This is a genomic window from Pseudomonas sp. UBA6310 (assembly GCF_002438225.1).
Taxonomy (GTDB): Bacteria; Pseudomonadota; Gammaproteobacteria; order Pseudomonadales; family Pseudomonadaceae; genus Pseudomonas_O; species Pseudomonas_O kuykendallii.
This window is the reverse complement of the sequence record NZ_DJTK01000076.1, coordinates 89,077-107,300: the sequence shown is the minus strand read 5'-3', so window position 1 is coordinate 107,300 and position 18,224 is coordinate 89,077. Positions and strand designations below refer to the sequence as shown.

5 protein-coding genes are annotated in these 18,224 nt (G+C 69.6%); all 5 read right to left on the bottom strand.

Features of this window, described 5'->3' with window-relative positions:
- Positions 1-125 precede the first annotated feature (125 nt).
- Positions 126-4,325, bottom strand: coding sequence for an OmpA family protein (locus tag B3E91_RS18970; protein WP_287030989.1), 4,200 nt, complete (start codon positions 4,323-4,325; stop codon positions 126-128).
- On the bottom strand, positions 4,322-11,923 hold the full coding sequence (locus B3E91_RS18965) for an SdrD B-like domain-containing protein (protein WP_287030988.1): 7,602 nt from the start codon (positions 11,921-11,923) through the stop codon (positions 4,322-4,324). Before B3E91_RS18965 ends, B3E91_RS18970 begins: the two co-directional genes overlap by 4 nt.
- 543 nt (positions 11,924-12,466) lie before the next feature.
- Positions 12,467-14,818: a TonB-dependent receptor gene (locus B3E91_RS18960; protein ID WP_287030987.1), complete on the bottom strand. Its 2,352-nt coding sequence runs from the start codon at positions 14,816-14,818 to the stop codon at positions 12,467-12,469.
- A complete protein-coding gene (locus B3E91_RS18955) occupies positions 14,802-17,183 on the bottom strand; it encodes a hybrid sensor histidine kinase/response regulator (RefSeq protein WP_287030986.1) in 2,382 nt (793 codons plus the stop codon). The genes B3E91_RS18960 and B3E91_RS18955 overlap by 17 nt, the downstream gene beginning before the upstream one ends.
- On the bottom strand, positions 17,180-17,983 hold the full coding sequence (locus tag B3E91_RS18950; RefSeq protein ID WP_287030985.1) for a helix-turn-helix domain-containing protein: 804 nt from the start codon (positions 17,981-17,983) through the stop codon (positions 17,180-17,182). Before B3E91_RS18950 ends, B3E91_RS18955 begins: the two co-directional genes overlap by 4 nt.
- Between the last annotated feature and the right edge of the window lie 241 nt (positions 17,984-18,224).

Here is an 18,224-nt window from a genome sequence, read left to right as displayed (position 1 = left end):
CCTGCGGCGGCCGGCGCAACGGCAGGCAGCGACGTCGCCGGGGTCGAATCACCGAGGCAGCGAGCGTTCGCCCCCGACTGCAGTCCCTGCGCGGCGGGGGCGAACGTGCGGGCTGCGTGCGCCCGTCAGTACTTGCCGATGGCGTTGAAGAACCAGCCCTGGCTGCGGTACGACAGGTCGGTGAGGTCGTCGCTGAAGTCGCTGAAGTTGTAGCCGACGCCCGCCTTGAAGTGGTTGCCGAAGTGCCGGTAGACGCCCACCAGCGCGCCGACGCGGCTGTCCTTGGCGGCGAACTCGTCGCGCCGGCGGACTTCGGCCATCAGGTCCCACTTGCGCACCACGTGCCAGTCCACCCGCGCGGCGATCAGTTGCCCGCGGCTGTCGAACCAGTCCGCCGAACTGTCGCGGCTCATGCGCAGTTCGCTCAGGCGATAGGCGTACTTGCCGCCGACGCTCCAGCGCTCGTTCAGGTCGTAGATGCCGTCGATGGCGAAGACGTGGCTGCGCTGGGCGTAGTCGACGTTGGTGCCGGTGGCGGTGGACACCTGGTCCGGCGGCGGCAGGTCCGCCAGGTAGGTGTACTTGGTCAGCAGGTTCAGCTTGTCGTTGAGCACCGGACGGTAGGCGTAGCCCAGCGAGGCCTCGACGAAGTTGCCGTCGTAGTAATCGCCACGGTCGGAGTCGCCGACGGAGAAATCCAGCTTGCCGATGAAACGCCAGTCCGGATTGACCTTGTAGCTGAGGTTGTTGCGCATCAGCCACACGCTGAGGTCCTGCACCTGGCTGCGGTCCTCGCGGTACTCCAGGCGGCTGGCGTAGCGCAGGTCGCCGTTGCTGTAGCCGACCTTGCCGCCGAAGGCACGGCGCTTGAGCTCGTACTCGGTCTCGGCATTGAAGGTGCCGAACTCGGTGGTCAGGCCGTAGCTCCAGTGATCGTCCGGGGCGAAGTCCAGGCCGTAGCCCTGGATCAGCCCGGCCTGATCGCCGCGCTGCACGCGCTGCTCGGCATACACGCTGGTGGTGTCGGTCCAGCGCGAACGGGCGCCGGAAACGAACTGCCCCACGCGACCTTCGCCGCCGCCCAGGCCGCTACGGCTGCCGAAGCCGTCGTCGGTGCGGTCGCTGTCCAGCGTGTAGTTGAAGTACAGGTTGGTGCGATCCGAGGCGTCGTAGTTGACCCCGGCCTTGGCGCCCAGGCCGAGGTTGCCGCTGGACAGCTCGCCGTTCAGCGCGGTGCGTTCGTTGAGGCGGTAGTCGCCGCCGACCCCGACGCGGTTGTTGGCGCTGCGCTCGCCGGTGCGGCTCAGCGTGCCCTGGGTGAAGCCGTACAGCGACCAGTCTTCCTCGGCGTGGTAGAGCGCCTGGACCACCGCGTCGTTGCGCTCGCCTTCGTCGTAAGCGCCGCTGTAGAGGCCGTCGTAACCGTTGAGGTAGGACGAGCTGCCGTTGCTGCGCCGGTCGTTGCGCAGGCCGCCGCTCAGGCGCCAGGCGTCACTGAGGTCGTAGGCCAGTTGCGCTTCGGCGGAACGCCGCGAGCGGCTGCCCTTCTCCTCGGTCTCGTCGGCCTTCACGGTCAGCTCGGTCTTCTCGCCCAGCGGCGCGGTGTAGCTGCCGCCGACCTGGTTGGCGGCGAGGTCCGACAGGCGTCCGGGCGCGGAGAAGCCGGCGTCGCGTTTCTCGTAGTAGAAGGTGCCCTTGCCTTCGCCGTCTTCCACCAGGTCCTTGAGGTCGAAGGCGGTTTCCACGCGGTTGGCGCGGGCCGCCGAATCGCCGCCTGCCTCGGCGCTGTCGAAACCGAAGCCGCCGTCATAGGAGAAGCGCTGGTCGAGGCTGTCGCCCTTGCTCTGCGCCGACTCGACCTTCAGCCAGGTGCCTTCGCTCTGCCGCAACAGCAGGTCGCCGCCGCCGAGGGTCTGGTCCTCGCGGCCGGTCTGCTCCTGCATGCTGCCGGTCACGCCGACCCTGACCTTGTCGTTGACCCAGTAGGAGGTGCGCCCGCCGTAGGCCATGTCGTCGAGCTTGTCGAGCCCTGGCGAGTATTCGTAGCCGACCACTAGGAACGCCGGGTTGCCGGACAGGCTGCCGCCGGAGCGGATCAGCAGGCTGCCGTCGGCGCTGGCCGAGAGCGGCTGGCTGAGGATGACGCGGCCCTGCAGGGAATTGATCTCGTAGTCGATCCCGGCGACCAGGTCCTGGGCGTAGAGCACCTGCCCGGAATCCGGATCGCGCACTTCGATGCGCACGCGCTCGCTGCCTTCGGTGATGTCCTGGTGACGCAGGTAGTACAGCGAACCCCCGGTGCCGCGGAAATCCTCGCGCGCCGACGCGGTGCCCGGCTCGGCGGCGAAGCCCTCCACCTGCAGGCGCCGTTCGCCGAAACCGGTGAACTCGTCGCTGCGATAGCGCACCTGGCCGCCGTAGAGGCTGCGGTCGATCTGGGTCAGTTCGGTATCGCGGATCTGCTCGCGGAAGTTGCCCCACATGGCGTGGGATTTCTCGTCCTCGACCTTGGCGTAGAACTTGCCCCGCGTCGGCGCATCCTCGACCAGCGTCGAGTCGTCGCCGAAGGTCGCCCAGCCCTTGTCCGAGTCGGAGTCCAGGCGGCGCAGGAACTCGCGCGGGTCCTTGTCGTTGAAGTTGCTGAACAGGCTGTCCACGGCCTCCTCGCCGGTATCGACGCTGCCGGTGACGGTGTACTTACCGTCGATCTTGCCCTTGGTGTAGAACGCCAGGCGGCCGTCGGCGTAGAGCTTGTCGTCGTAGTAACGGTCTTCCTGGGTGACCAGGCGCGCCGGGCCGCTGGTGTTCTGCTGGCCGACGGTGAAGTCGGCGATGGCCACGGTGAACCAGTCGTTCTGCGGCAGGCGCAGGTCGCGGCGGTAGATGCGCCCCTTGCCGTCATCGTCGAGCACCGCGACTTCCACGGTGTGCACGCCGCGCGGAATGATCTGCGCCGCGGCGAACTTGCCCTGGTTGTCCACCGGCACCGGACGGCCCATGACGAAGACGTGCTGGCCGTCCTTGACCTGCTTGCCGTTGATGGTGACGGTGCCGCCGGCGACCGGAATGGCATGGCGTTGCAGGCGATTGCCGCCGTAGCCGGCGAGCAGGTCGGCGGCGACTTCCGCCTCCGGCTCCTCGGCCAGCTTGCCGCGCGCCACGCTGAGCGCCTGCGGGCTGGTTTCGTCGTAGCGGCCCTGCTCGTCGTACACGCGCAGTTGGTAATAGATGCGCTCGGGCAGACCGGCCGTGGGCGTCCAGTCGGCCTTCAGCTCGGGATCGAGCGGCAGCGTCTGCAGCAGCTCGGGGGCGCCGAACAGGCGCTTGCGACCGAGGATGCGCACCTCGGCGCGCTTGATCCAGTGCAGGTAGTTGCTGTAGCCGCTGAACTGCTGGACCTCGCCGATCCGCGCCACGCGGGCGCCGGAAACGACGTTCAGGCGCGGCTGGGTGGAGAGGTTGTCGAAACGCACCTGCAGCAGGTCCTTGGCCAGCTCGACGTCGACGCAGCGTTGCGCGTCCGCGCTGCCCGCCTCGCCGTTGTTCAGGGGCGCGCCGTCGACGCTGATCATGAACGGCAGCACGTTCTGCAGCGGAACGTTGCCCGGCGCGCACTGCTCGGCCTTGGCCGGGGTGACGACCACCGCCTCGTCGTACCAGATTTCCACTTCGACGCGGCGGTTCAGCGCCCAGTCGCGCTCGTCGTCGCCGCGCGCCAGCGGCTCGTCCGGGCCGCGGCTGGCGAACTGCAGTTGCTCGGTCTTCAGGCCGAGGCGCTGGCGGAACAGCTCGCCGACCTCCTTGGCGCGCTGCAGACCCAGGCCATAGTTGTCCTGGTAGATCGACTGGGTACGTTGCGACAGGTGCTGCGGATCGGTATGTCCGATCAGCCGCAGGCGCAGGTTGCGCTTGCCGGCCAGGCGCTTCATCAGCGTGTCCAGGGCGTCGCTGTCGCGTTCGGGAATCGCCGAGCGACCGGAGGCGAAACGCACCACCGGCAGCCCTTCGCGCAGCACCACCGACTCGACCTTCTCGTCGCCGACGTCCAGCAGTTGCTCGCGCTTGCCGAGGGCGCCGTCGAGTTCCCAGAGAATCAGGTGTTCGCGCGGCAGCTCGCGCTCGGCGTTCGCCGGCAGCGCGGGCAACCCGCCCGGCGTGAACGGCCGGCGCTGCACCAGGGATTCGTCTTCCATCGCGCCACGCGGGCCTTGCAGGCCGCAGCCCTTGCCCACTTCACACTGTTCGGCGGCGATCGCCACGGCGACCGCCAGCGGGTTGAGGGCCAGTGCGGCGATGCCGCACGCCACCAGATTGCGCATGCTCATCGGATCACCTCCACACTGTCACCTGCCGGTACGATTTCTTCTTCCAGTTGCATGTCGTAACAACAGTCGTGTGGCTCCCACTGCTCCTTGATCCAGTCCCTCACATGGCCGATCCGGGCCCGCGCGTCCTCGACGCTGCCGTCCACCGGCAGGCGATAGGCGATGCGCAGGATCGACGGCTCCGCGTACATCAGCGTCAGCACCTGGCCGAGCTGCGCCTGGTACTGCGCCGTCAGCTGGTTGTCCGCGCCGAAGGCCGCCGGGCTCAGGTCCAGGCGCACCACGCGGTGGATGCTGGCGCCGAAGTTGGCCTTGACCAGGCGCCCCTGGGTCAGGCGCACCACGCGCGGGTTCTCGGTGGTGATGCGGTAGCCGGACGGCAGCGTGCGTTCGTCGACCTTGAGGATGAAGTTGCTGCCACGCATCTCGCTGGGCACGTCGGCGCAGGCGATGTGGTAGCGGCCGTACTCGTCGGTGGTCACCAGCCAGCCCTTGGGCGTGGCCAGGCGCACGCCGGGAATGCCGGGCTCGCCCTCGTCCTGGTAGCCGTTGCGGTTCTTGTCGTCGAAGACCTTGCCGATCAGGTCGCTGCAGTCGAAGGTCGGGTCCGCCACCACGCGCACGCTGGCGCTGGCGACGTTGGAAACCCGCGCATCGGCGACCATGTTGCTGGCCCACGCCTGGTTGACGTACTCGTTGAAGCCGACGCCGGAGCCGACCACCAGGATCAGGCGGATGGTCACCAGTTGGCCGGCGTTCAGCGTGCGGTCCGGCCAGCGCAGCAGGCGACCGTTGACCTGCGGTTCGGCGGGTACGCCGTCGATCTGCGCGGAACCCTTGACGTACTTGAAGCCCGGCGGGATCTGGTCCTCGAGGGCGATCGCCGCGAGGCTCGAAGCCAGGGTGTTGCGCGCGGTCAGGGTGTAGGGCACCAGCTCGCCACGGGTGACGTTGACCTTGGGTGTGGTCTTGGTCATGACGATGGCGCCGGCGAGGATCGGGTCGACCGGAATGTGGTTGTTGACCACGTCGGCCGAGCCTCCGCCGAAGCTGAAGCTCGCGTAGTACTGCGTGGTATCGCTGCTGCCGGCGAGGCCGGCCGAGCTGGCCGGGCACAGCGCCGGGTCATGCGCGGTGATCGCGTCCAGCGGCGGCCGGTTGCTGTTCTGCACCAGCGCCGGGTCCGGGAAGGCACCCACCGCCAGGGTGGTACGGCACACCGGAATCAGCGCCGAGGGCTGCTGCAGGTAGCCCGAGGGCGGCGTCACCACCAGGGTGTAGGTGCCAGCCGGCGCGCTGGGCAACAGCACGATCTGGTACAGGCCATCGCTACCGGTGGCCTGTTCCAGCGCACCGCCGAGCACGTCGGCGGCGCTGAAGCCGGCCGGTCCTTCGATGCGCACCACCGCGCCGCGGACCGGCTCGCGGGTGATGGCGTCATAGACCACGCCGGCCGGGTCGATCGGCAGGCTCTGCTCCGGCGTGTGGCTGCCGGCGACCAGGGTCAGCTCGCTGAGCGTGCCGGTGGCGGTGCTCGCCCCTGCCGGGTTGCCGGCGCCCATGGCGCCGTCGGTATACGCGGCGCCGCTTTCGTTGGGGACCGGGCGACCGTAGACGGTACCGGTTTCCGGATGCCGGAAGCGCACTTCGTAGCCGCTGTTGGGGATCACGTCGGAGAAGGCGTAATGGCCGTTGGCATCGCTCAGGGTGGAAGCCACCACGCTGCCGCCACGCACCAGCTCCACGGTCCAGCCGGGCATCAGGCTTTCACCCGGATCGCGCACGCGGTCGTGGTTGCTGTCGAACCAGACGCTGCCTTCCAGGCTGGTCAGCGCGCGGCTGATGGTGGTCGGGTCCTCGGCGCGGTTGTTGCCGGTGTCGATGGACTGCTCGCTGCCGCCGGAGACCACGGCGACGTTGGTCAGGGTCACGTCGCCCAGGCCACCGTCGACGCTGACCGGCACGCTGATCGCGTTCGCCGCGTCGCTGGCCGGGGTGTTCGCCGGGATCGCCGCATCGGTGGTACAGCGGATCACCTGGCCGCTGACGGCGCAGCTCCAGCCGTTGCCGGTGGGCACGCCGGCGGCGGTCAGGCCGGCCGGCAGGGTATCGACCACGGTGACGGTGCCGCTGCTGGCGCCCACGCCGATGTTGCCGACGCGGATGACATAGACGCCGCGGCCGGCGGCGAGGAAGGTCGCCGGGTCGTGGGTCTTGCTGATCACCAGGTCGGGGGTCGGGATTTCGGCGAACCAGTTGTCCACCGAGAACAGCTGCCCGTCACCGCTCAGGTCGATGCCGGAGATGACGCTGGGCGCGACGCTGACCGTGGTCGCCGTACCGCCGGCGCTGCCCGCGGTGGTCTTGCCGGGCAGCGTGCCTTCGGGCTGCTGCGGCTGGGTCAGGGTGTAGGTGCCGGCCGGCAGGCCGCTGAAGCTGAAGCTGCCGTCGGCGCCGGTTACCACGCTGCGCGGGGGCACCGGGTTGCCGTTGACGTCGGTGCCGCTCAGCTCGATGGTCTGGCCGGGCAATCCGTGGTCGTCACCATAGGGCCGGCCATCGTCCTCGGGGTCGATGAACACCTGCCCGCTGAGGGTGCGGCCGTGCGGAATCTCGGCGAAATCGTTGCCGGTGGACGCCGTGGCCGGTGGCAGCAGGATGCCGGCGATGGCGCTGGGCAGCGTGCCGACCGCGGTGGGCGTGCCGCCGGTGCTGCCGGCGATGGTCTGGCCGTTGGCGGTGTTCTCCGGCTGGGTCGGCTCGGTCACCGTGTAGGTGCCCGGCGCCAGGTCGGTGAAGCTGTAGTGGCCGCTGGCATCGGTCACCAGGCTGCGCGGGGTAATCGCATTGCCCTGCCAGTCGCTGCCGGTGAGGGTCAGGGTGACCCCGGCCAGGGCCGGATCGCTGTTCTGGCGCACGCCATCGTTGTTCTGGTCGGCGAATACCGTGCCGGAGAGGCTCGACGGCCGCACTTCGGGGAAGTCGTTGCCGATCGAACCGCTGACCTCGCCGTCGGCGTTCGCGCCCAGGTTGATTCCGGCGATCTGGCTGCTGCTCGCCGTCGGGTTGCTGGCGACACCCGGCGCACCGCCGCTGCCGTTCAGCGAGATCAGGCTGCCGGCGCGCGGCAGGTCGTTCAGCGTCCCGGCCGGCTGGCCGGCCTGGCACACCGAGTAGACGCCGGCGGCAAGGTTGGCGAACAGGTAGTTGCCGGACGCATCGGTGAGCAGCGGATTGACGAAGCCCTCCGGGCCGCTGGCCAGCGGACCGGCGCAACTGTTGCCGCTGTGCAGCGCGATGGAAATGCCGGCCAGCGGCAGGTCGGTGCCCGGCGCGTAGCCGCCGTCGTTGAGATCGTCGTTGCGGTAGACCTTGCCGGCGACGTAGCCCAGCGTGCTGACGTTGAGCGGCGCGTAGGCCGGCTGCTGGTTGTTGCCGAAGTCGGTCTTCAGCTCGCCGGCGGCGATCACGTTGGTGTGTTCACCGGGCGTGCTGGCGGTCACGTCGACTTCCACGGTGCAGCCACCGGCCGGCACCACGGTGGCGCTGGCCAGGCGCACGAAGGCGGCGTTGGGCGTGGCGACGATGCTGGCGCTCGGGCAGGTGCCACCGACGTTGGGCGTGGCGGCCACGCGCACCGGTCCGGGTGAGGTCGGCAGGGTGTCGGTCAGCGCCGCGCTGAGGGTCATCGGCGCGTCGTTGGGGTTGCCGACGAAGATCGTCAGGCGCGAGACACCGCCCTGCGGGATCACCGCGGGCTGGAACTGCTTGGTCAGCGTCGGCGGGCTGGAAAAGGTGATCTGCGCGCGCGTCGGCTGTTCGTTGACGACCCCTTCGTAGCTGCTCACGCCGCCCGCCGGAATCTGGTTGAGGTAGCTGCCGGCGACGTTGCTCAGCACGTTGACGCTGACGGTGCAGGAGCCGTTCGCCGGCAGTTCGCCGCCGGCCAGGCTGACGCCGGTGCCGGACGGCGAAGCGCTGGCCAGGCCGCCGCAGCTGTTGGCCAGGTTCGGCGTCTGCGCCACCACCAGCCCGTCCGGCAGGCTGTCGCTGAAGGCGACGCCGGTCAGCGGCGCGGCGTTCGGGTTGCTGATGCGGATGCTCAGCGCATAGGCGTTGCCCGGCGTGCCGTTGGCGATGCCGGTGCTGAAACCGTCGGGGCTGCCGGCGTCCAGCGTGCGATTGACGAAGGCCTTGTGCACGCGCAGGGGCATCTTCACCCGCAGGGTGTCGCTGGTGCCCTGGTTGTTCTGCACCGGGCTGCCGCCGGCGCTGGCGGATACCGCGCCGACCGGGATGGCGTTGAGGTACTCGCCCTGGGTGGCCGAGAGCACGTCCACCTCGATGTAGCAGGTGGCGGGCGCCGAACTGCTGCCGGCCGCCAGCTGGCCGTTGCTCAGGGTCAGGCTGCCGCTGGCGACGCTGATGCTGCCCTGGCAGGTGCCCAGCGCGTTGGCCGGGCTGGCGCTGACCAGGCCGGCGGGGTAGCTGTCGGTCAGGGTCAGGCCGCTGAGCGGTTCGGAGGTGGGGTTGGTGAAGGTGATGCGCAGGCGCGAGCGCTCGTTGGCCGCGACCACGTTGGGGGTGAACTGCTTGACCACGCCGAGGCCGCTGCTGGTCTGCAGGCTGGTGGAGGCCGGCTGGTCGTTGCTCACGCCCTGGGCACTGGTGATGGCGCCCGTGGGGATGATGTCGTTCACCGTGCCGGTGACGGCCATGGTCACGTCGACGGTGACGGTGCAGCTCGCCCCCGCGGCCAGGCTGGCGCCGGCGAGCGACAGGCTGGTCGCGCCCGCTGCGGCGCTAACCACGCCGCCCGGACAGGTGGTGGAGGCATTCGCCACGCTGGCGATGCGCTCGCCGGTCGGCGTGCCGCCGGCGAGGCCGTTGCTGGTGAAGTAGTTGTTCAGCGCCAGGTCGCTGAGGTCCAGGCTGCCGGTGTTGGCCAGGCTGATCACCAGTTGGGTGGTCGCCCCCGGCGCGGCGATGCTCGCCTGCGCGTGGTTGACGCCGACCGTGATCTGGCCGCCGCTGGCGTTCTGCAGCGTCGCGCTGATCGGCGCGACGTTCTGCACGCCGCCGGACGCGGTCAGTTGGCCGGGCGCGATGCGGTTGACCCAGTTGCCGCTGCCGGTGGCGATCACGTCGAACAACAGGTCGCAGCTGCCGGTTGGAATGCGCGCGCCGCTCAGGCTGACGCGGCTGGCGCCCGCCGCGGCGACGACGCTCGGCGCACCGTCGCAGGTGGAATAGGCGTTCGCCGGCGTGGCGACGACCATCCCGCTGGGCAGGTCGTCGACCACCGCGACGTTGTCCAGCACGCCCGGCTGGTTGTTGCTCAGGCGCACGGTGACGGTGGAACGGCCGCCCGACTGCACGCGCGCCGGGGCGAACGACTTGGCGCCGCTCAGCGCCGACTCGAAGTTCAGCGTGGCATTCACCGGGCCGGGGCTGGCGATGCTGCGCACCAGGCCGCTGGCCGTGGTTTCGCTGCCCTGGGCCGCACCCGCCGGCAGGCTGTTCTGGTAGCTGCCGGCACTACCGGTGACGTTCACCGTGACCGTGCAACGCCCGGCGTCGCCCTGCCCGTTGTCGGCCCGCGCCGGGACCGTCGCGCCGCTGAGGGCGATGCGCTCGCTGCCGGGAACCGCCACCAGGCTGCCGCCACAGGTGGTGGACGCGTTGTTCGGCGTGGCCACCTGCATCGGCGTGTTGTTGCTGCCCAGCGGCAGGTTGTCGAGCAGGCTCGCCGCGCTGATCGGCTTCGCCGACAGGTTGACCAGGCTCAGCGTCAGGGTGACGGCGCTGCCTTCCGCCGCGCTGCTGCTGGCGAAGGCCTTCTCCACCGCCAGCGTGCTGTTGCTGACGCTGTAGCTGGCGCTGGTTTCGCTGTGGTTGCAGATGCCGCCGGGCGCGCACACGCCGCCGGACGGAATCTCGTTGCGGATGGTCGCGCCGGCGCTGGCGCCCTCGGGCACCATCGCCCAGAAACCCACGGTGCACTGCGCCGGATTCGGCCCCGTGCCCGCCGCCAGGCCGAAGGTGAACACCGGGTCGGTGGCACTGCCGCCGACGCTCAGGCTGTCGGCGATGCAACCGGTGCCGCTCAGCGCGGGCGCCGGGAAGCCCGGCTGGCCGAGCAGCGTCATGCCGTCCGGCAGCCTGTCGGTCAGCGCCACGCCATTCTGCACCTGGCTCGAGTAGTTGCTGGTGCGCACGGTGAAGTACACCGGGTTGCCGGGCGCGACCACGCTCGGGCTGCTGGTCTTGGACACGGTGAACTGGTCGTAGACGGTGACCGTGCTGCTCGCGGCCTGGCTGAACACGCCGCCGGGGCTGGTCACCGGCACGCCGCCGGCCGGGATGCTGTTGGTGAAGGTCTGCGAAGTACCGGGGGTATCCAGGGTCGCGGTGTAGGGCACGGTTATCCGGCAGTTGCTGTTGGCGTTCAGCGTGCCGCCACTGAAGCTCAGGGTCTGCGAGCCGTTACCGGCGAGGCCGCTGAGCGTCGAGCCGCCGGTACACACGGCGGTGGGCGCGCCGCTGATCTGCAGGCCGCTGGCGGCGCCGTCGATGTCATCGGCGAAAGCCCCCAGTTGCAGCGCGCTGAGCGGGCTGGCGTTGGTCAGGGTGATGGTCAGCGTGGATTGCTGGCCGGCGGCGATGGTGGCCGGGCTGAAGCTCTTGGCCACCCGCAGCGGCGCGGTGACCGTGAGGTTCGCGCTGGCGTTCTGGCTGGGCACCAGGCCGCGCCGGTTGGCGAAGTCGGTGCTGCGGTTGATGACGTTGGAAAGCGAGGTCTGATAGGCGTTGTCGACGCCCTCGGCCACCACCATCACGCTGAGTTCGCAGACCGAGCTGGCGGGCACGCTGCCGCCGACGGCGAGCAGCGTGGTGGCACCGGCCGCCGGCGCGAAAGTCGGCGGCGTGCTGCCGCAGTTGATCTGCACGGCCGGAGTGGCAGCCACGCGCAGGCCGCTGGGCAGCGTGTCGCGCAGGCCGAACGCCGGGCTGTCGCCGGCCCCGTTGAGCGGCAATGGCTGGTTCGCGTTGTTGGTGATGCGCAGGGTCAGCCGGCTCGGCTGGTCGGCGCGGACCACGCTGTTCGGGCTGAACGCCTTGCTCAGCGACGGCGCCTGCAGGCTGAGGAAGTTCAGCGACTGCTCGGCGCGGTCGGCGTTGCTGACCGTGGCGCCGGCGTGCTGGCCGCTCACCGAACCGGCGGCGAGCACGTTGGCCTGGCTGCCGGCGACGCTGGAAGTCACCTCGACGACGATGTCGCAGCGTCCGGCGACGCTGCCGCCGTTGCGCGGCGGGATGACGCCGTTGGCGAGGACGATCTGGTTGCTGCCGGGCGTGGCGCCGACGGTGCCGGAAAACGCCACGCTCGCGCCGTTGCCGTCGACGCAGGTCGCGCTGCGCAGGCCGCCGGCGGCCACGCGGAAGCCGTTGGGCAGGGCATCGGTGAAGGCGACACCGGTGATGTCGCCGCTCACGAAGTTGTTCGTCAGCCGGATCAGGAAGGCGTCGGTGTCACCGACGTAGCGGGTGCCCTCGTAGCCCGGCGCGCGGCTCTTGCTGACACCGAGGTCGGCCAACGCGGCGCCGGGCAGCAGGCCCGCCGCGGAGAAAAAACATCCGAGTCCAACCCGCAACAGGCGGGCCGCCATTCCTGGACGAAACATCATAGTGAAACCCTGCGTCTGGTTTTCCGGCCAAAAAACCAATGCGCAGCGCTCCACTGCGAACCACGGTTCGCACGTCTCCCCGGTAAACGAAGCCGCCCGGCCAACAGCACCGGATGCGGAGCACGCTCATTGTTTTTTCTGATTAGGTGCTCGGCGAAGCGAGTCGCCGAGGGTGCGCAAGATCGTTCAGCGGGATCAGCCCAACAAGGCGCCGGAGGTGAAAACAGGGTTGCGTGAAACGCAGGCCGGATACCGTCGAGCAAAACCCGGGGCGCGTCCTTCCCGTCCCAGGAATTGAGAAATTACTCTTTCAGATCAATGGGATGGATGAGATACGAAAAACGCCTGGCGGCTTTGCCTGACGGCGGGTCTTGCAGTCGCCCGGAGACGAGTCAGTCGTCGGGCGCCTGGCAACGCGGCGAACCAATGCTCCCGATGGCGGTATCGCCGGGGCTAGAAGCGCACCCGCACGGTCATCCCCGCGCTACGCGGATCGCCCACCAGAACGCCGTAGTCGCCGGCGCCCAGCAGCGAATAGACCGCCGTCACGTAGTGGCTGTCGAACAGGTTGTGCACCCAGCCTTCGACGTCCCAGCGCCGGTCCGCGCGGCGCAGGCCGACGCGCAGGTCGGTCAGGCTGTAGCTCGGCTGGTAGCTGCCCTCGCCGCCTTCGAGGGTGCCGTAGTAGCCCGTGCGCAGGCTGTAGGCCACCCCGCCATAGGCTTCCAGTGCCGCCGCCAGCGGATGGCTGTAGTCCAGCCCGGCGCTGAGGTTCCACTCCGGCGCGTTGTACAGCCGCTCGCCGGAGAGGTCGCAGCTGGTTTTGCCGGACGCCGGCGCGCAGGGTGCGTTGGCGAATTCGCGATAGCGCGCATCGCTCCACGCCAGCCCCAGGCGCAACTCCAGGCGCGGACGCAGCAGCCAGCTGGAATCCACCTCCACCCCGCGCAGGCGCACCTTGCCGACGTTGATCAGGTTGTCCCGCAGCGGCGGTGCGAACAGCGTGGCCGGCGGGCTGTAGGTGAGCGCCTGGTAGTCGTCGACATCGGTCTGGTAGAGCGAAACCCCGAGCAGCGCCCGGCCCTCCCAGAAGCGCGCCTTGACCCCGGCTTCCAGCGAGGTCGCCCGCTCGGTGCCGAAGGTGGGCTGGCTGTTGGGGCCGATCACGTCGAAGTTGATGCCGCCCGCCTTGTGCCCGCGCGACCAGCTGGCGTAGGCGAGCAGCGTGTCGCTGAAGCGATAGCTCAGGCCGAACAGCCCGGACAGGTCGCCCTCGTCGACCACATCCTCGCGGTAGTAGTCGCCGCCCAGGGCGATGTCGCGCAACAGCTGGCCGCCCAGTTGCAGCGGCAGCGGCAGCGCGTCCAGCGGCGCCAGCCCGTCGACCTCGCGGGAAATCCAGCCGTCCTTGCGCTCGCGGTCGTAGCGCAGGCCGAGGGTGGCTTCGAGTTTCTCCAGCGGGCGCCAGGACAGCTGGCCGAACACCGCCCCGCTGCGGCCGCGCTGGCGTCCGTCGAAGTGCTGGCGTGCGCCGTCGAGCAGCGCGGCGGGAATCTGCGACGGGTCGCTGATCGGCAGGTTGAACGGCGGCCCGCCGATCGCACCCAGCTGATCGCCGGCGAAGAACGCCGCCGCATCCTTGCCGAAGGCCACCTCGCTGCTGCGATCCAGGCGCTGTTGCAGGTAATGCGCGCCCAGCACGAAATCCGTCCGTTCGTTCAGCTCACCGGCCAGGCGCAGCTCCTGGCTGAACTGGCGATGGTCCAGCCCGGTGCCCGCCTGCGCCACCGACAGCGCGGTGCTGTCGCCGTCGCGCTGGTCGTGGAAATCCCAGCGTCGATAGGCGCTGATGCTGGTGAGGCGCAGCGACTCGGAAAGCGCCCAGTCCATCTGCAGGGACACGCCGCTCTGCAGGGTGTCGGAGCGCACCGGATCGTTCTGCTTCACGTCCCGCGCATAGGGATCGATGGCCGGCAGCGCGTAGTTCATGAAGGCCGCGCGCTGGCGTGTCTGCTCGCTGTAATGCGCCGGCGACAGGGCGTTGCCGTCCTCGCGCTGGCGGCCGTACTCGCCGATCAGGCGCGCGCTGAAGAGGTCGCCGGGCGTCCACAGCAACTGTCCGCGCAGGCCGCGGCTGCCGATGTCGTTGATCGACTCGCCGTTGTAGAGGTTTTCCACCTGGCCATCGCGGGCGTCGTCGAAAGCGCTCAGCCGGCCGGCCAGCACGCCGGGCAACAACGGGCCGGAAAGGCTGCCGCGGTATTCGCGCAGGCCGTCGCCACCGAGACGGCTCTCGGCCGTGCCTTCGAAGTCCTGAGTCGGCGCACGGGTGCTGATGTTCAGCGCCCCCGCCGTGGTATTGCGGCCGAACAACGTGCCTTGCGGCCCGCGAAGCACTTCGATCTGCTCGACGTCCAGCAACTCGCTGAAGACCATGCCCGGACGCCCCTGGTAGACGCCGTCGACGAACACACCGACGCTGCCGTCCAGGCCGTCGTTGTAGGCCGTGGCGCCGAACCCGCGCAGGCCCAGGCCCATGTAGCGCCCGCTGTGGCCGGAGACGACCAGGCCGGGAGCCCGTTGCTGGATATCCTTGAGCCGATGCAGGCCCTGCTGATCCAGCGTTTCGCCGTCCAGCGTGGTCAGCGACACCGGCACCTGCTCGGCCACCTCGTCGACGTAGCGCGCGCCGACCGTCACCGGGTCGAGCGCCAGCGGCTCGGCGAGCACCGGCGACGCCGTCAGCAGCAGCGGCCATGCGCGCCGCCACAGCGGCGCCCTCATGCGCTCAGGAAGCCGCCGCATGCAGCGCCCGCCCGATCAGCCCGTCGATGGTGCGCAGCAACTCGGCGGTATCCGAGGGTTTGAGCAGACAGGCGTCGAAGTCCAGTCGCTCGGAGAAACCCGCCGGCCGCTGCGCCGGGGCCGCCGAGTAGAGCAGCGCCGGCAGGCGTGGCCAGCCCACGCGCAGGACGCGCAGCAAGGCCCAGCCGTCCATGCGCGGCATGCTCTGGTCGCACAGCACCAGGTCGAAGGGTTCCTCCCGCAGACGCTCCAGGGCCTCCTCGCCATCCGCCGCGGATTGCGTCTCGAAGCCATAGCCTTCGAGCAGGTCGCACAGCCACTCGCGATTCATCGCCACGTCGTCCACCACCAGCACGCGGCGTCCGGCGCCGCTCACGGCGCCGGCGAAGCTCTCGCCGAACATGGCGTCGAGGTCGTCCTCGCTGGCCGGTTGCAGGTCGAGCGCGAAGGTGAAGCGGCTGCCGCGCGGCTCGGCGCGTTCGATCCGCAGTTCGCCGCCCATCGCGCCCAGCAGTTGCGCGACGATCGACAGGCCGAGCCCCGAGCCTTCGTAGTGCGTGGCGTTGTGCCCACGGCGGAACGGTTGCAGCAGCTTGTCGCGCTCCGCCGGATCGATGCCGATGCCGTTGTCGGTGACGCTGAAGCGCAGGCATGCGCGGCCGTCCGCGGCGCCCGACTCGCCACTCACCTCGAAGCGGATCAGGCCGTCGCGGGTGAACTTCGCCGCATTGCCGAGCAGGTTCATCACCACCTGGCGCATACGCCGGAAGTCCGCGTGCACCAGCGCGGGCAGTTGCCCGGCGGTGACGAATTCCAGCCGGTTGCCACGGCGCGCGGCGAGGAAATGCCCCTCCTCCGCCAGCTCGTTGAGAAAGGCGTGCAGGTAGCCGGGCGCCTCGAGCAGTTCCATCTGCTGCAACTGCCCCTGGGAGAACTCCAGCAGTTCGTCGATCAGGCCCATCTGGTAGCGGGCGTTGCGCTCGATGTTCAGCGAGTAGTCGTTGCCCCGGGGCGCCTGCCGCAGCAGCCGGGCGTAATCGATGATGCTCGCCAGCGGCGCGCGCAGGTCATGGCTGATCCGCGCCAGCAGGGAGCCGCGCGCATGCAGCGCTTCGCGCAGCTGCGCCGTGCGCAGCGTCACCGTGTGTTCCAGCTGCTCCTGGCTGGCCTCGAGGGCCTGCTGCGCGCGGCGCTCACGGTTGCGCCCGCGCCCCACTTCCATCACCAGCGTGCCGACCAGGAGCAGCACGCCCGGCAACGCCGAGGACAGGCTGTAGCGGTACTCGACGGATTGCCAGGGCACCTGCTGCAGCTCGAACACATAGCGCACCAGAAACTGCAGCAGGTACGCCGAGGTCACCAGCCAGGCCAGCCAGGTGTGGCGAATCCCCCGCCAGTGGCCGGCGAGCAGCGTCGCCGGCAGCAGCGCGTAAATACAGAACGCCAGGCAGGCATCGGCGATGCGGCTGCCCAGCAGCGGGTCGACGGCCAGCCAGCACAGGCGTCCCGCGCAATAGCCGAGCAGCACCAGGGCGAACGCGGCGTCCCAGTAGCGCGGCAGTCGGCGCACCTGCAGCAGTTCGCGAACGTAGGCAAGGAAGGCCAGCAGCGCGATGCAGGCGACCAGCACCAGCACGCTGCGAAACCAGGGCAACGCGGCGGGCCAGTAGACCAGGTAGCCGCTGATCAGGCAGGCCAGGGCGATATAGGAGAACACCGCGCCGGCATGCAGGATCAGCAGCCGCGAACGCAGTATCCAGCCGACCACCACGCTGAACGGCGCCAGCAACAGGACGATGCCCAGGGTCAGGCCATCCTCCAGATAGATCGCCTGGCGTTCCTCCAGCAGCGGCAGGTCGGGCCAGAGCGTCGGGCTGAGCAGCAGCGGCGCGCCACCGCTGACGCGGATCAGCACCACGGCGTATTCGCCCGCCTCCAGCGTCAGCGGGAACAGCGGCTGACGCTGGACCACCGGCCATTCGCTCAGCGGGTGAGCGCTGCCGGCGACGAAGCGCTGCCAGGCGCCGTTCCGGCGCACGTGCACCTGGATGTCCTCGAGCCGCGGCGCGCCGACGCTGAGCCAGCGCGAGCAGCTTTCCGCTCCGGGATTCACCAACGCCAGGCGCATCCAGAACACGGAGCGGGTGTAGCCCTTCTCGGGCCAGGTCGCGCTGGCCGGACGAAAGTTGACCTCCGCCAGACGCCCGACCTCGTCGATGCTGGCTCGGCCGCTGACATCCTCGTAGAGGCCCACGCGCGGCAGCAGGGCGACCTTGCTCTCCTGGCACAGCTGCAACGCCGCCCTAGCCGGATCGGCACCCAGCGCGCCGAGCAGCGCCAGCGCAGCGAACAGCAGCCGCCTCACTGAGGCTCGGCCCTCTCCACCGCCACATCGCCCTGCAGCGTGCGGCGAAACCCGCTGGGTGTGGTGCCCGTGCGCTCGCGGAACGCCGTGGTGAAATTGCAGGCGCTGCGGAAACCGAGCAGGTCGGCGATGTCCTGAATACTCATCGAACCCTCGGCGAGCAGCTCCTGCGCGCGCCGCAGGCGCACCTCGCGGATGTAGGCGAACACGGTGGTGTCCAGACGCTCGCGGAAGATCCCGGACAGGCGCTTGTCGTGGGTGCCCACCTTGCGTGCGATCTCGCCCAGCGACGGCAGCTCGCCGAGGTTCTGCTCGATGAAACGCATGGCCGCGAGCAGAACGACCTGCTCCGCCTCCACGCCTTCGGCGCTTTCCGTCGTCGGTGGCTGCTGCGGCGTGCGCCAGGTGAGTTGAAGATGGATGCGGATGCGCGCCAGCACCTCGGCCGGTTCGCAGGGCTTGAGCACGTAGTCGACGCCGCCGAGCTGCAGGCCTTCGAGGCGTTCCTCCACCGCGCCGGCGGAAGACAGGAAGATCACCGGGGTGCGCTGCGTGGCGGGCGCTTCGCGCAGCAGCCGGCAGAGCGTGAAGCCATCCATCTGCGGCATCCGCACATCCAGCAGGATCAGGTCGGGACGCAGCGCCAGCGCGCGCTGATAGCCCTGCCGGGGATCGCTGGCGACGGTGATGCGCCAGGGTTGCGCGCGCAACTGCACCAGCAGCGGCTGGATTTCCTCGGGAGTATCGTCGATGAGGAGAAGATGGGGCCGGTGTCCGCCCGTTGCGCTTCGTACATTCATACTGCTCTCTGATCCCTGGCCTTCGATACCCTGCCACGCTGTTGCCGAGCAAGCCGTGCGCCCGCTACGGGGGCCCGGAACTCGAAACGTCGCAGTGCGCATGCCGACTACATTGCGGGCGACCACTCGTCCGCCACCGACTTTTTCCTGTCTTCCGAACCGCGCCGGCAAAGGCAAAATCCGCTGCGGCAAAAGTCCGGGAGAAAAGAGGGACGTAAGATAGCGCACTGGCAGTGGAGGA